We start from the raw sequence: 14213 nt of genomic DNA, 5'->3' as shown, positions 1-14213 counted from the left end.
AGGACGTTCGGCGCGATGTGCCGCGAGATGATGCGCCAGTTGCTCGCCCCGGAAATCTTCGCCGCCTTGACGAACGAGCGTTCGCGGAGCGAGAGGACGAGCGCGCGGATGACGCGGGCGGACGTGCGCCACTGCAGAAGCACGAACGCGAGGATGATGTTCTCCAGTCCCGGCCCGAGCACCGTCACGAGGACGATGACCGTCGGCAGGAGCGGGAGTCCGTACACGAAGTCCACGAGTCGCATGAGCACGTCGTCCACGTAGCCGCCGTAGTAGCCGCTGACGAGGCCGACGAGCGTTCCGAGGCCGACGGTCATCACGGCGGCCACGAGGCCGACCATGATGGCGGGGCGCGCCCCGTACACCAGTTGGCTGAAGATGTCGTAGCCCTGCGCCGTCGTTCCGAGGATGTAGCCGCCCTCCCCGCCGAGGAAGGACGGTTTGATCCACTTGGCGAAGAGCGCGTTCACCATCAGGCGTTCCTTCGGTCCGTACGGCGCGATGTACGGCGCGAAGACGGCGACGATGCCGAAGAACGCGAGGATAGCCATCGCGGCGACGACCAGCGGGTCCTCGGTGAGCATCGAGAACTGTTCGGTTATCGTCTCCTTCCAGAGGCGGAGGTTGCGCTGCCACGCGCTGAACTGCTCCTCGCTCTCCTCGTCGATGTCCGCGAATATCGAACCGTCGTGCTCCTGATTCATCGTTTCAGTCATAGGTCACCCGTGGGTCGAGGACGCCGTACAGCAGGTCGGCGACGAAGTTCATCACGATGACCGACAGTGCGAGGACGAGGAACGTCCCCTGGGCCACCGGGTAGTCGCGTCGAAGCACGGCGCGAATCATCTCGCGGCCGATGCCCGGCCAACCGAACACCGTCTCGATGAGGACGCTGCCGCCCACCGCGTAGCCGATGGCGATGGCGGCGGCGGTCAGCACGGGCAACAGAGCGTTGCGGGCCGCGTGGTTGAACATTATCTTGCGCTCCGTCAGTCCCTTCGCGCGGCAGAGGTCGATGAAGTCCTCCGAGAGGGTTTCCAGCATGCTGTTGCGCATGATGAGCAGCGGATAGCCCATGTAGTAGAACGCGAGGACGATGACCGGCGCGACCATGTGTTTGAGGAAATCGAGCGAGAACACCATCGCCCAGAAGTTCTTCGGGCCGGAGCCGAGGCTCGTCATCCCGCTCATCGGGATGATGCCGAGTTTCGCGCCGAAGATCCAGAGGACGAGGATGCCCATCCAGAAGCTGGGGACGCTCCGTCCGACGAGCGCGGTCACGACCGTCGTCTTCTCGAACCGCGTTCCACGGTACCAGCCGGTGAGGACGCCGAGCGAGATGCCGATGATGTACGCCACGACGAACGCGGTCAGCATCAGGACGAGCGTGTTCGGGAGGTACGTGACGAGCATGTTGATGACGCGCTCGTTGGTCTTGAACGAGCGCCCGAGGTCGAGCGTCAGGAGGTTCTGTATGTACCGCACGTACTGCACCCACAGCGGGTCGTTCAACCCGTAGCTCGCGATGAGCCGCTGTCGAACCGCGGGCGTCATTCCGGGCGAAATGATGTACGACGTCGGGTCGCCCGGCATGAGGCGAAACAGCATGAACAGCGCGGTCGCGACTGCCCACAGCGTGATTCCCAACTGCACGGTGCGCCTGACGAAGAAGTCTAATTTACCCATTTATTAGTATCGAAATTTTTGTTGGTCGGTCGGCTCTACTTAGGGAAGTGTGCCATTCCGTCGCCGTCGATGACGTATCCGGCGTCTTTGAGGGACTGCTTCCCGGCTTTCACGCCGTCGTCCGGCTGGTACTTCTTCACGTCCGGGTTGCTGAACTTGCCGAACGATTCGCCGACGAGGTTCCACCCCTCGGTGGCGAAGCCGTAGAGAATCTGCTCGTTGATGGCCTTCTTGGGAATCGCGTTGACGGCGGCCTGTCGGACGGCCTTGTCGTCAAGTCCCTTCTGGCGCGTGTTCTGGCTGAAGTGCCACCAGCCGTCGCCGGGCGCGGACTTCACGCCGATGTTCGAGGCGTCCTGGTTGTCGTTGAGCTGTTTGCCGATGCGGGTGTACGGCAGGTAGTTCAGCGTCCCCTTCTTCAGCAGGGACCACACGGTCGAACTCTCCGGGATGATGCGCCAGATGCGGCGGTTGAACTTGACCGGTCGCCAGTGGTCTTCGTACTTCTTCAGGCTCAGTTCGCTGCCCTTGTCCCAGTAATCGAACTGGAGCGGACCGCTTCCGACGGGCTCTTTGATGTTCGCTTTGGCCGGGTTGCTCCGGCTCTCCCACTTGTGCTTCGGCACGATGGGTATCTGGTTGGAGAACAGTTTGTGGACCGGACCGACGGGGTTCTTGAAGTTCACCGTCACCCACTGACCGTCCACCGACACCGAGTCGTACATCTCCCACTGCGTGGAGTAGAGCGGAATCTCGTTTTCCTGGATGTAGTCGAGCGTGAACTTCACGTCCTCCGGCGTCAGGTCCTCGCCGTCGTGCCACTTGTGGCCCTCCCGAATCTTGTACTTCACCGTCTTGTTGTCCGGGCGCTCCCAATCGGTCGCCAGACTCAGTTTCGGGTCGGCTTCGAGTTTCGAGTTGATGCGCACGAGCTTGTCGTACAGCATCTCGAACTGGTGGATGAGTTTCGTCTCGTTGTTGTAACCGAGAACGCTGAGCGTGCCGAGGGTCTCGGCCCACGAGCCGCGAAGCTCCTTTTTGCTGTTGTTCACTTCGATGTTGGTCATCGGTTCGAAGTGGAAGTAGCCCGCGATGTGGTCGGTCCACCCGCTGACCTGATTTTTGTTGTACGCCACGATGTTGGGCATCTGAACGATGGGGTGCATCGGGACGTCCTCGTTGATGGTCTTCTGAATGTCGAACAGCGTGTCGATGCGCTTTTGTTCGTCTTTCATCTGCAGCTGTTCCATCAGCTTCGGGTCGAGGTCCTTGTTGGTGTAGCCGGTGAAGTTGCCCTGGCCCTTCCCCGTGTTCGAGGAGTGGAACTGCTCGGGCATCCGACGACCGGGGTCGATGCCGAGACCACGTGACCACGTTGCGAAGGAGAAGTTGAACTCCTCGGTGATTTTCGTGTAGAGGGTGCCCCACTCGAACACCTGCACCTTGGTGTCGAGTCCGACTTTTGTGAGCTGGTCGCCCACGAGGTTGATGGCGTCGTGGCGCGCGGGGTTGTAGTTCGCGGGGTTGTTGAGGTAGGTGTATTGGGGTAGCTTGTCGCCGCCACTTCCACCACCGCCGCCGTTGTCGTCATTGGAACCGCTGCAACCGGCGAGCGCGGCCATTCCACCGACGCCGGTTGCGGTGGTCATCTTTAAAAAGTCACGTCGTTTGACATCCATGTTACCACTTGGCATTTGTCATTAATTACCAGGCATGCCTACTATATAAACAAAACTGACAATATATTACAAATCAGAAGAGAGAAATGGAACATATTTCTGAATACGTTATCGAATGCGGAAATTTACACTAACATATCCTCAGATTTGAAAAACGCATCGAAAACCGAATCGACGGCGCGGTGACGGCGTACGGAATCATCGACCGGTGTTTGGAGCAGACGCCGGTCACCGTTTCGCGGACGTCGCTGATACCCGTTATCGAACGGAGTGCACCGAGAGGAACCGTCACCGCTCCGCCCGTGAACCGCTTTCCGCGCTCGCTCCCGTCCACCGTGTAGCCGAGTCGAACCGGGAAGGTTAGTTCCTGTGTCGTCGCCTCGTCCTCGAACTCGCTGGGCGTCGTCGCCGCGATGTCCTTCGCGTACAGGACGCTCGGCGGCATCGAACTCGCGCGCTTCGTTCGCGTGGCCTCGTTCTCGATTCGCGGCGTCTCGACCGATTCGACGTACACGTCCGCCCCGTCGAGAAGCGACGCCCGCGAAGCGGACCCGGCGGCGACGTCCAGATGACGGGCGTGAATCCGCGGCGGCCGTTCGTAACCGACGCTCGGAACCACGGACCCCATCGGGACCGTCTCTTCCTCGATGGCGGACACCGTATCGTGGAGGAAGTTCCGGACGATGCCGTCGGACACCAACGTCACCGGCGTCGTCGGTTTTCCCTCGGCGTCGTATCCCAACGCCGCCCACGACCCGGCGTGAACGCAATCCTCGACGTCGAGTCCCGCCGGGCCGAATCGGTCACCGACGGAGAAGGGACTCGACCCGAGATACGCCGCGTCCATCTCCAGATAGTGCGCGACGTGGTGGAACAACGCCGCCGCCGCCCGCGGGCCGAACACGACATCCGCGTCGCCGTCGCCCTCGATACTCGTCGTCTCAGCGTCGTCGAGCGGAGGGTACTCCGCCCGCTCCCGTACCGCCGCCGCCAGTTCGTCGAAGTGGCCGGGAAGCGCGTCGAAGAACGCGGGTCCGGTGGTCGTTCCGAAATGACGCTGGACCTTCTCCGCGTTCGTCGGCGCGACGACCGTTTCGACCGACGCTCGTTCGAGCGACGTTCGGACCGTCGTCCCGGTCGTCGTCAACAGGACCGACGACAACCGCTCGTCGCGGTACGAGACGGCCGCGCGGTCCACCGCGAGGCCGTCCATCGACGCCGCGAACGCCGACCTGACGGCCGCGAGTTTTTCGGTCGCCGCGGAGTCGGACAGCGACCCGTCGACCGTCCATCCCGGGTGAACCGCCTGATGGACCGTCCCCGGGTCGTACTTGACGGGGACGCGCTGGTCCAAGACGCGGGCCGACCGAATCGACCGCTCCATCAGGTCTTCCAGATGGGATTCCGAAAACGACGTCGTGAACCGATAGTCAGCGCTTCCCTCCACGAACACGCGCCACCAGATGCCCTCGTTCGAGAGGTCATCGGCGGAGCGAACCTCGGCCGGAGTCGCCGACCCAGTAGTCTGCGTTCTGTCGAGATATCCCACTTCCGCGACGGCCACTTCGTCGTCGGAATCGAACCGCGAGAGAATCCACTCCGCGACGTCGAGTTCGTCCCCCACATCGGGTCCGTCCTCCGTCTCGTCCATACCACCTCCTTCGCGGGGGACTCCTAAAATCCGACCCACGAGTGCACGGATTTCTTCGAACCAAACGTACATCACACCCGGAACCAATCGTAAACACTACCACATAAAATGACAACACTACCCACGACAATCGTTGGCGATGCGTACACGAGCACGCGACACTGGAACCTCCTCTGTAACCTCGTCGATCTCGACAATCGGATGGCCGGACAGGACGGAGAGGCGGAAGGGGCGGACCTCGTACAGGAGGCGTTCGAAGCGAACGGCCTCCGCGATGCGACCATCTCCGAGTTCGAGATTCCCGGTTGGTGGCGCGAGTCGAGCGCACTGACCGTCGAACACGACCGGACGCACGAGTTCGACGCGCAACACGAAACCGTCGCCCTACCCGGAACGCCGAGCGGCGACGTGGAGGCGGAACTGGTCGACGTCGGCTACGGGCTTCCGGAGGACTTCGAGGCGGCCGACGTCGAGGGCAAACTCATCATGGCGTCGAGCATGACCCCGGACGACTACGGCCGCTGGATTCACCGCGCGGAGAAGTACGGTGCCGCGGCGCGGGGCGGCGCGGTCGGCTTCCTCTTTCGCAACCACTTGGAGGGGAACCTCCCGCCGACGGGAAGCATCGGGAAGGAAGACGGCCCCGGCGACATCCCCGCCGTCGGCGTCTCGAAGGAAGTCGGCGACAGACTCGTCCGATACTGCGGCAGCGGCGAAACGACCGCGCGACTCGCGGTGAACTGCCGGAACGAACCGACGAACTCGCGCAACATCGAGGCCGTCGTCGGTCCGGACACCGACGAGGAAGTGCTCGTCACCGCGCACGTCGATGCCCACGACGTCGGCGAAGGCGCGAACGACAACGGCGTCGGGACGGTGCTCGTCGCCGAAATCGGCCGCCTGCTGGTCGAGATGGAAGACGCCCTCGAAACGCGGGTCCGCTGTCTCGTCTTCGGTGCCGAGGAGGTCGGCCTGTTCGGCGCGTACCACTGGGCCGAGACGCACGACATGGACGCGGTAAAGTGCATTTTCAACATGGACGGCGCGGGATACTCGCGCACCGCCGACGTGTACACGCACGGATTCGACCCGATGGGCGAGGCGTTCGCGGAGGTGCGCGACGAACTCGACGTCCCGGTCGAAATCCACGACGGCATCCGCCCGCACAGCGATCACTGGCCGTTCGTCCAGAAGGGCGTCGCGGGCATGCAAGGGCGGTCGATAGCGGGCGAAAGCGGGCGCGGTTGGGGACACACCCACGGGGATACGCTCGACAAACTCGACGTCCGCGACCTCCGTGACCTCTCCGTCGTCTTCACGGCGGCCGTGCTCAAACTCGCGGAGGAAGACCGGGACATCCCGCACAAATCCGTCGCGGACATCCGCGATGCGACTGTCGAACAGGGATTCGAGGAGGGGATGCGAAACTCCGGCAGTTGGCCGTTCGACGACGCTGCAACGGCGGACGCGGAACCAGCGGCGGAGGCGGACCGATGACGGTTCGACTCGACTACGAACCGTACGACCTCGGCGGGATGACGTGGGAAGACGCCGAAGAAGCGATTCCCGACGCCGATTTCGTCGTCCTCCCGACCGGAAGCGTCGAACAACACTCCCTCCACCTCCCGGTGACGGTGGATACGCTCCGTGCCGAATCCCTCTCGCGGGAACTCGTCGAGGCGGCACCGGACCGCGACCTGTCGATGGTTCGACTACCGACCCTGCCCTACGGCTACTCCGAACACCACATGAACTACGCCGGGACCGTCACGCTGTCGAGCGACACCTACCAGCGCGTCATCGAGGACATCGGCGAATCCATCGCGGAACACGGGGCCGAGCGACTCGCCATCGTCAACTGCCACGGCGGGAACAACGCGCCGCTCACGCTCGCCGCGGACAGGATTCAGCGCGACCACGGCGTCAAAACGTCGCTCGTCCACTGGACGAATTTCGCACGGGACCGGTTGGAAGAGCGGTTCGGCGACGAGTGGGGCCACGCGGGCGACCACGAGACGAGCGTCATCGAACTGTTCTATCCCGACCTCGTGAAGACCGAGAAGAAGGAGCCACAGGTTCGAAAGGCACGGTTCGAGGCACGCAAGTACACCTACTTCGACGACATCACGGAGCAGGGCGGACGCGGCGACCCGACCCAATCGGACCCCGAGTTCCTCGAAGAGGTCGTCGCCGAGACGACCGACATCATCCTCTCGGCGCTGAAATCGGACATCGAACAGGAGTAGTGCGGGCCGCTACGGGTCCAGTTGGTCGTCCAATCCCCACTCCTCGGCCCGCCGCTCGGCCTCTCGTTTCGCCTGCTTCCGAATGGCCGCGATTTTCTCCTCGTCTTCGAGGAACGCTTCCACGGCGCTAGTCGGGGTCGTTTCCGTGTCGGACGTCGGTCGTTCCGGCGCACGCGCCCGCGTTCTCGCGGCCAGTTGCGGGTCGCCCGCCAGCCGTTCGGCGGGCATTCCCGGCGGAATCGTCCGGTCGTCCGCTCCATGGGTCGTCTCGCGTTCGTCCACGGGTTGTCGATAGAGTTCGACGCTGTACGGTCCGGGAACGGCGAGGTCGGCGACGGCCGCCGGTCCGCCGCGGCCCGTCCTGGTGTGATGGGCCTGCACGGGGATGCCGCCCTCGAAGGTCAGCACGCCGTACCCGTCCGCGTCGAGGAGGAGCGAGTCTTGGGGTTTGAAGACGGCGTGACCGGTGAGGCCGCGTTCCAGCGCGGTGGCGAGCGCTGTCGACGGGTCGCTGACGACGCGGGAACGGACCAGTTCGCCGTGTGGGCTCGTCATGGTGCGTCGGGGATGACCGCACTGCGGAAGCGTTTGGCGACGCGTTCCGACTCGCCGGTCCGAACGTCGAGGGTCGCGGCGGCGTCGCGGTAGGCGCTCGCGGCCGCGCTCTCGGGCGCGTGCGCGAGGAGCGGTTTTCCCGCTCGACGGGCCGCCCGCGCCGCGTGGTCGTCGGGGACCGCCGCGAGCGTCGGCCCGTCGAAATACCGCTCGCTCTTGTCCGCTATCGGACGCACGTCCTCGTCGTCGTGAACCTTGTTGAACAGCACCCCCGCGGTTCCGGTGCCGTACGAGCGAGCGTACTCTTGGACCTTCAGGCCGTCGCTCAGGGAGGGAATTGTTGGTTGGAGGACGACGACGATTCGGTCGGCGAGGACGATGGGGAGAATCGCGCTCTTGCTTCCGAGCGCGGCGGGCGAGTCGAGCAAGAGCACGTCCGTCTCCGCGGCCAGCGTCGCCACGACGTCCTGTAACCGGTCCGGGTCGGCACGCTCGAACGCGGCGAGGCTCGTTCCACAGGGGACGACGCGCATCCCGAACCGTTCGTAGACGGCCTCTTCGACCGACGCGTCGCTGTCCCCGATGAGCAAGTCGTGGAGCGTCGTCTCCGCGTCGGTCAGTCCCGTGTGAAACAGGAGGTTCGCCATGCCAGTGTCGGCATCGACGACCGTCACGTCGTACTCCTCGGCCAGCGCCATCCCGAGGGAGAGCGTGCTCGTGGTCTTGCCGGTGCCACCTTTCCCGCTCGCGACCGCAAACGCCTCGACCATCGTTTTAGACTCCGGTCGTCATCAGTTAAAAATACAGGTATTTCCACGACGGATAAAGGAACGGCGAGAGGAAGACACTGATGAAAGCGGGGGACGCGCCGATTCAACGGTGAAACCGACGCACGAAACCGTCAGAGGAGACCAAACAAAAGGTGCGACCGGTCAGGTGTGGCGAAGTATCCCGGCCGGTAGGCAGTGACAGGATGCGTGCCGACACGGCCGCCGATACGAGCGGTGTGTCGCAGTTTGACGTACTCCAGTACTGGTTGAGTGGCGGTGACCAGCGGAGAGTGGCGTGCGTTCGTACCGGCGATTCGTGCACGTCTCACGCATCCAAGGAACTATATAGACCACATTGTCTAAAAATTTTCCATCTATTTGGCCGTATGTTAATCTCTTTCTTTTTCAAACGAACTTCGACACTGTTTTCAAACAAACATGGAATAGCATACCATATGCGTCCCTCCGAGGCCGACCTCACCGCCCCTCCCCTCGCACAGGTGTTCACCTATCCGGCGCGAATGAAGTTTCTCGCGGTACTCGCGGACGACCCGAACGAGAGTTTCAGCGCGACGGAGTTGGTAGACCACGCCGGAACCGCGCCGAGCACGTGGACGGCCCACCGGGACGACCTCCTCGAACTCGAACTGGTGAAAACGGTAGAAACGGACGGTCCACACCCCAAATATACGCTCGCCACGACGACGCACGCCCGGCTGCTCCAGCGGCTCTCCGACGAACTCGACGAGGTAATCCACGAACTCAAAGACCCCATTTCGGACGCTATCGATGGATTCTCCCAATGAGAACGCCCAATACGAATTAATACAATTTAATTGTAATAATTGTAATTAATATTTGTTATGTATTATTAAAAAAATTATAATTCGCATCGAAAATACTGTTCTCTCGTGATGTCGCAAAAAGACGCGGTACTTGGCAAACTAGCAGATCACCCCCGATTGCTCGGCGTCCTGTTCACCCTCAGCTTGCTGGTGTTGCAGTTCGGAACGGTACTCGCCGGGAGCGGAGGAAACAGCGGGCCGTAACTATTCGATTTCGGATAGACGCAGCTCGTCACTCCACCGCAGTTCCCCGTTGGCTTCGATCGGTATGAGTTGGTCGGAGAACTCGGCGTGGAGTTCCTCCCCGGACAACGTGAGCGTCGTCGTCGGTGCGGAGGTGAGATATCGTTGCTGGGACCAACTGGGGTGGAAATTGTTGTGCGAGCCGAAACCGAACAGGTCAGTGGGATACGTACTGACCTCGACTTCGAAGCGGTCCTTCCCAATTCGTTCGATTTTCAGGTGTTGCGGATTCGCTCGCTCGCTCTGGACGAGCGACAACCCGCCGTCGCCCAAGACGGTGTACTGATAGCCGTGTGCCGAGTGTCGCTGTGCTATCGACAGCGCCGCTCGAAGCGGAAAGCCGCAGTTCAGGAGACGGGCCAGCGTCCGTCCGAGTTCCGTCGCCATCGGATTCCCGACCGGCGAGAGCGTCACGACACCGCCGCGGCTTCCCTTCGTGATCAGTTCGCGTCCCTGTTCGTAGGATTGGCAGGCGTTCAAGAGAAACGCGGAGACGCCAACTTCGGAGATCGATTTCACGTCGAGCGACCCGTCGGCACACAGGATACCGTTCTCATCGACGTGGCCGATGTAGTGGATGAAGTCCGCCGGTTTCGCTAACAGGTCGGTAAGCTCGTCCCGTGACAGGTCGTAGTGGGCGGTCACGTCGAAATCAAGCAGGTCGCGCAACCCGTACAGTTCTCGAACGACATCTTCCTCCCGCATGTGCTCGTCGTTGCAGACGACGTGAATATCGATAGTTTCGTTCGACGGGCGACGGTCGATACGCTGTCGAAGCGCGCTCACGTCGAGTTTGTTGACCGTGAGCGGATACCCCGGACCGGCCCACGCCTGCCCGATCACGTTCGGCATCGGGTCCACCTGAAACACGTCCCGACCGTCTACGGTGTCCCATCCGCTCGTTCCGCGGACCAAGACCTCCGACGAGGGCGCACGGAAGAACTCCGACTGTGCGTCGGACATCGGTTTGACCGTCTTCGAGGTCGGTTTGTCGGGAATGCGAACGAGCGCGAGGTCACGAGCGATGTGCGGCATGTACTCGGCGTTTTGGACCGTCGGCGTTAGGTCGACGCCCAACCGCCAGTTCGGGATGTGCGGTTCGAAGGTTTCGAACGGAACGGACAGATAATCCGCGAGACGCTCCGGGAGCGGTCGGTCGTACAGGTCGGCGAAATCGAGGTCCACCAGCGGTTCGACCCGCTCGCGCTCGTGCAGTTCGACCTTGTAGTACCCTTCCGTCCGCGTGAGACAGTCGAGAAAGAACGTCTGTCTGAGGACGCGGTTGACCGTTTCGACGTAGCCGCCGGGTCCGTCGAGCGACCGCTCGAACGACCCCGCGACGAGACGCGGGTCGTGCCCCGGAACGACCGTCGCACCGAGATAGTACGCGAGCGAGACGACGGGGAAGACGTGTTCGCGGTCGGGTGGAACGACCAGTTCGACGTCCGTCGCCGCCGGTCCGAGTCCGTTCGGCACGGAAAACGTCTCACCTCGTTCGACGAGCGGTGGATGGCCGCGGAGCGTCGGAAACGACCGTTCCGGCGAGAACGTCTTCAGCGCCGACCCGAACAGCGAGACGGCGCGCATCACGTCACGAACGTCGTCCGTGACGGTTATCGTCCCCGCCGGGCGGTCGTGAAAGGAGCGCGCGCCGACGCGAACCGCCGTCGTCGCGTCGAACGAAAAGCGAACGGTATCGTCGCCGTGCCCGATGGTCATTCGTCCGTCGACGAGGAAGTAGAGCTTCATCGGTGCCGTACTCACCTCGACGAGATACGCGTCCGAACCGAGGGTTCGGTCCCGTTCGTCCGACGTCTCGACCATCATCGTCCCGTCCTGTTGGCGAACCGTGACGGGCACGGCTTTCGGGACTTCGAGCATCGGCGTCACGATTTCGACGGCGGCATCGACCGGAAAGTAAAACGGCGACGTATCGACCGGCGTCGGGTCGACGGACGCGGACGTAAACAGCGCGAACCGAACGTTCTCGATGGGGTCGTGGATGTCGAGTCCGTCGTGTTCCGCGTGCCGCCGAAACTCCATGGTAACAGTAGTATGGTCGGCTATGATAATTCTACCCAGTGGGTAGTCTCACCGAGTTCCGGGACGTGCCACCGTTGTTCGGCCCATCCCGGTCGTTTCCGAAGTTCGATACGGGCGTCGAACAGCGGCGATAGTTCCTTCACCAACGGGTCATCATCCGGGACGCGAAGGTGATAGTGTGCCATTCCGTGAACGCCGCGAACGAGGGCGGTAAGCCCCCGGAGGAACTGTCCGACCGAAACGAGGTCGTCGTTCACCTCCAACAGCTCGACCGAATCGACACCGAGGCGCAACTCGGCGGGTTCGAAGCCGCCGTTTCGCTCCTCGTGGACGCCGATGGCGGAGACGATCTCCGAGCGAAACGTCTGGCGGTCGACCATCGGACGGTGGACGTTCGAACAGGTCGTCGTCGTCCCGCGGTCGTCCGGCCGTCGGTCGATGATTTGCGTCCCCGGACTGTCGGGCGAACCCGGGAGATACGACTCGGCGGCGGGCGTCGCCGGATTGAGGAGTCCGAGGATGCGCGTTCGTCTCCCCTGTCCGAAGAGCGTCTGGCTAAACTCGGCGCTGGTGGTTTCGGGAACCTCGCCCGTGACGAGCAGGTTACTGCCACTGACTTTCAACCCGGAAAGCCACTCCCTGAACGTCACGTCCCGGACGGCGGAACCCTCGCCCGACTCGTTTCGAAACTTGAGGCGAGAAACCATTAGTAAGGAGAAAGTCAGATGTTGAAATAAAGTTTCTGGAGCTCGGTCAACTCTGCCGAGAAACAAATCGTGGTTCCGATATGTTCGGCGAACCGTATAAGTCGCTCGCGGGCGTTCATTCGTCGGTGTCCGCGCCGGAACCCATCGCCATCGAGGAGTTGACCAAGTATTACGGAGACGTTCGCGGCGTCGAGGACCTGACGTTCACCGTCGAATCGGGCGAGATATTCGGCTTTCTCGGGCCGAACGGGGCGGGAAAATCGACCGCGATTCGACTCCTGCTCGGCCTGCTGAAGCCGACGAGCGGGACCGCGCAGGTTCTCGGACACACAATCACCGAGCGAACGCGAAGCGTGGAAGGCCGAATCGGCTACGTCCCCGGCGACGCGACCGTCTACGAGAACGTCACCGGAGCGGAGTTGCTCGATTACTTCGCCACGCTGTCCGGCGACGAGCGTCGCGAGGAGTTGCTCGACCGGTTTCCGGTCCCCATCGACCGAGCCGTTAAGAACTACTCCCGCGGAAACCGACAGAAACTCGCGCTCGTGCAGGCGTTCATGCACGACCCGGACCTCCTCATCATGGACGAGCCGACGGCGGGACTCGACCCGCTCGCACAGAACGCCCTGTACGAACTGTTGCTCGCGGAGCGCGACCGCGGCGTCACGGTGCTGTTCTCGACGCACGTCCTCAGCGAGGTTCGAAAGGTGTGTGACCGCGTGGGAATCATCCGCGACGGGCGACTCGTCGCGCTGGAGAACATCGGCGAACTGCTGGCCAAAAGCGGCAAAATCGTGCGCCTCGACCTCGCGGAGGACCCGCCGCTGGACGACCTGCTGTTCGACGGGGCGCTAAGCAGCGACCTCGACCCGGACGGCTACTACCGGCTGGTCGTCACCGAGAACTTCGACGGCCTCGTGGACGTGCTCGACCGCTACTCGGTTCTGGATTTGGAGGTCGAGGAGACCTCGCTCGAAGACGTGTTCATGGAGTTTTACGGGGGAGAGTGAAGGAGCCATGCAACTTCGAACGGGAAGAGGGCCGGAGCGATGTTCGAGATAACGAACTTCGAGATGGGGCGGCGCGTCCGCGGAACGCTGTTGCTGTCGGGGTCGCTCATCGCCTTCGTCGTGCTCACCATCGCGCTGTTCCCCTCGATTCAGCAGTCCGGCGTCAACCTCGATGCGTACATCCAGAACTTGCCGGAGGAGGCACGTCGCGCGTTCATCGGCGACGTCGATAGCATCACGACCATCGACGGCTACCTCGCCTCGCAGTTCTATCAAATCGCGTGGCTCCTCGGTCTCGGAATCTACTACGCGTACGCCGGTGCTTCGAGCGTCGCAAAGGAGATGGAGAACGGCACGCTCGAACTGGTGCTCGCCCACCCGGTCACGCGGACCCGCCTCGTCATGGGAAAATACCTCGCGCTCATTCCGAGCATGCTCGCCGTCAACGCGTTCACCTTCCTCTCGGTGTACGTCAGCGTCGAGTTCATCGGCGAGTTCCTCGACCCCGGATACCTGCTCGCCCTGCACGCCTACTCCATCGTCTACTTCCTCGCGTGCGCGAGCCTCGGGATGGTCGCCTCGGTTCGATTCGACACGGCACGCCGCGCCCGGACGGTCGGCGTCGGCGCGATATTCGGAATGTTCCTCGTCGATACCGTCACCTTCGGGACGGATTACGAATGGATCGGAGATTTCGCGTTCACCCGCTACTTCGACGTGGGGAAGATACTGACCGACGGAACCGTGTCCGCCGACGATTTCGCGGTGCTCGCCGTCG

Annotated in this window: 14 protein-coding genes; 6 read left to right on the top strand and 8 right to left on the bottom strand. The window is 62.5% G+C overall.

Annotated elements, in window-relative coordinates; genetic code table 11:
- The 4 genes from BG842_RS06265 to BG842_RS06250 all read right to left on the bottom strand — a co-directional run.
- Nucleotides 1–716 (bottom strand): ABC transporter permease (locus BG842_RS06265; protein WP_069450110.1); only part of this gene is annotated, 716 nt, incomplete at its 3' end.
- On the bottom strand, nt 709–1686 hold the full coding sequence (locus BG842_RS06260) for an ABC transporter permease (protein ID WP_069450109.1): 978 nt from the start codon (nt 1684–1686) through the stop codon (nt 709–711). The genes BG842_RS06260 and BG842_RS06265, both read right to left, overlap by 8 nt.
- A gap of 35 nt (nt 1687–1721) precedes the next feature.
- Nucleotides 1722–3335 (bottom strand): ABC transporter substrate-binding protein, encoded by a 1614-nt coding sequence (locus BG842_RS06255; protein WP_069450108.1) that lies wholly within the window; start codon nt 3333–3335, stop codon nt 1722–1724.
- Between the two features lie 160 nt (nt 3336–3495).
- The gene (locus BG842_RS06250) at nt 3496–5016 is read right to left on the bottom strand and encodes a metallopeptidase TldD-related protein (RefSeq protein ID WP_254662943.1); all 1521 of its coding nucleotides are present in this window, start codon (nt 5014–5016) and stop codon (nt 3496–3498) included.
- A 108-nt stretch (nt 5017–5124) separates the two neighbouring features.
- Here BG842_RS06250 and BG842_RS06245 point away from each other — a divergent pair, with 108 nt between their 5' ends.
- Entirely contained in the window at nt 5125–6513 is a 1389-nt protein-coding gene (locus BG842_RS06245; protein ID WP_069450106.1) for a M28 family metallopeptidase, read from the top strand.
- Entirely contained in the window at nt 6510–7262 is a 753-nt protein-coding gene (locus BG842_RS06240; protein WP_007982057.1) for a creatininase family protein, read from the top strand. The genes BG842_RS06245 and BG842_RS06240 overlap by 4 nt, the downstream gene beginning before the upstream one ends.
- Nucleotides 7263–7271: 9 nt before the next feature.
- Here the strand turns inward: BG842_RS06240 and BG842_RS06235 are convergent, their stop codons facing one another.
- Both BG842_RS06235 and BG842_RS06230 read right to left on the bottom strand, forming a co-directional pair.
- Complete coding sequence (locus BG842_RS06235) at nt 7272–7817, bottom strand: hypothetical protein (protein WP_069450105.1); 546 nt, start codon at nt 7815–7817, stop codon at nt 7272–7274.
- On the bottom strand, nt 7814–8587 hold the full coding sequence (locus BG842_RS06230; protein WP_069450104.1) for an AAA family ATPase: 774 nt from the start codon (nt 8585–8587) through the stop codon (nt 7814–7816). Before BG842_RS06230 ends, BG842_RS06235 begins: the two co-directional genes overlap by 4 nt.
- A 455-nt stretch (nt 8588–9042) precedes the next feature.
- Here BG842_RS06230 and BG842_RS06225 point away from each other — a divergent pair, with 455 nt between their 5' ends.
- Together BG842_RS06225 and BG842_RS32450 are read left to right on the top strand one after the other, a co-directional pair.
- Entirely contained in the window at nt 9043–9393 is a 351-nt protein-coding gene (locus BG842_RS06225) for a histidine kinase (protein ID WP_069450103.1), read from the top strand.
- Between the two features lie 108 nt (nt 9394–9501).
- The gene (locus BG842_RS32450) at nt 9502–9636 is read left to right on the top strand and encodes a hypothetical protein (protein WP_256388505.1); all 135 of its coding nucleotides are present in this window, start codon (nt 9502–9504) and stop codon (nt 9634–9636) included.
- Here BG842_RS32450 and BG842_RS06220 read toward each other — a convergent pair whose 3' ends face one another.
- Both BG842_RS06220 and BG842_RS06215 read right to left on the bottom strand, forming a co-directional pair.
- The gene (locus BG842_RS06220; RefSeq protein ID WP_069450102.1) at nt 9637–11718 is read right to left on the bottom strand and encodes a caspase family protein; all 2082 of its coding nucleotides are present in this window, start codon (nt 11716–11718) and stop codon (nt 9637–9639) included.
- Nucleotides 11719–11738: 20 nt separating this feature from the next.
- Nucleotides 11739–12425, bottom strand: a complete 687-nt coding sequence (locus tag BG842_RS06215) for a hypothetical protein (RefSeq protein WP_069450101.1) — start codon at nt 12423–12425, stop codon at nt 11739–11741.
- Nucleotides 12426–12505: 80 nt separating this feature from the next.
- Here BG842_RS06215 and BG842_RS06210 point away from each other — a divergent pair, with 80 nt between their 5' ends.
- Entirely contained in the window at nt 12506–13435 is a 930-nt protein-coding gene (locus BG842_RS06210; RefSeq protein ID WP_069450100.1) for an ABC transporter ATP-binding protein, read from the top strand.
- 39 nt (nt 13436–13474) lie between these two features.
- The coding region (locus BG842_RS06205) for an ABC transporter permease (RefSeq protein ID WP_069450099.1) at nt 13475–14213 on the top strand (739 nt) is incomplete at its 3' end.

It is taken from the genome of Haladaptatus sp. W1 (assembly GCF_001723155.1).
Taxonomy (GTDB): Archaea; Halobacteriota; Halobacteria; order Halobacteriales; family Haladaptataceae; genus Haladaptatus; species Haladaptatus paucihalophilus.
Note: the sequence above shows the minus strand (reverse complement) of the source record. Positions and strands in the feature narration are given on the sequence as shown.

Bases quoted from the DNA above. Each gene is read 5' to 3' on its own strand.
- BG842_RS06230 (WP_069450104.1), bottom strand. From the start codon at position 8,587: ATGGTCGAGGCGTTTGCGGTCGCGAGCGGGAAAGGTGGCACCGGCAAG.
- BG842_RS06250 (WP_254662943.1), bottom strand. From the start codon at position 5,016: ATGGACGAGACGGAGGACGGACCCGATGTGGGGGACGAACTCGACGTC.
- BG842_RS06215 (WP_069450101.1), bottom strand. From the start codon at position 12,425: ATGGTTTCTCGCCTCAAGTTTCGAAACGAGTCGGGCGAGGGTTCCGCC.
- BG842_RS06240 (WP_007982057.1), top strand. From the start codon at position 6,510: ATGACGGTTCGACTCGACTACGAACCGTACGACCTCGGCGGGATGACG.
- BG842_RS06235 (WP_069450105.1), bottom strand. From the start codon at position 7,817: ATGACGAGCCCACACGGCGAACTGGTCCGTTCCCGCGTCGTCAGCGAC.
- BG842_RS32450 (WP_256388505.1), top strand. From the start codon at position 9,502: ATGTCGCAAAAAGACGCGGTACTTGGCAAACTAGCAGATCACCCCCGA.
- BG842_RS06220 (WP_069450102.1), bottom strand. From the start codon at position 11,718: ATGGAGTTTCGGCGGCACGCGGAACACGACGGACTCGACATCCACGAC.
- BG842_RS06260 (WP_069450109.1), bottom strand. From the start codon at position 1,686: ATGGGTAAATTAGACTTCTTCGTCAGGCGCACCGTGCAGTTGGGAATC.
- BG842_RS06225 (WP_069450103.1), top strand. From the start codon at position 9,043: ATGCGTCCCTCCGAGGCCGACCTCACCGCCCCTCCCCTCGCACAGGTG.
- BG842_RS06210 (WP_069450100.1), top strand. From the start codon at position 12,506: ATGTTCGGCGAACCGTATAAGTCGCTCGCGGGCGTTCATTCGTCGGTG.
- BG842_RS06255 (WP_069450108.1), bottom strand. From the start codon at position 3,335: ATGACCACCGCAACCGGCGTCGGTGGAATGGCCGCGCTCGCCGGTTGC.
- BG842_RS06245 (WP_069450106.1), top strand. From the start codon at position 5,125: ATGACAACACTACCCACGACAATCGTTGGCGATGCGTACACGAGCACG.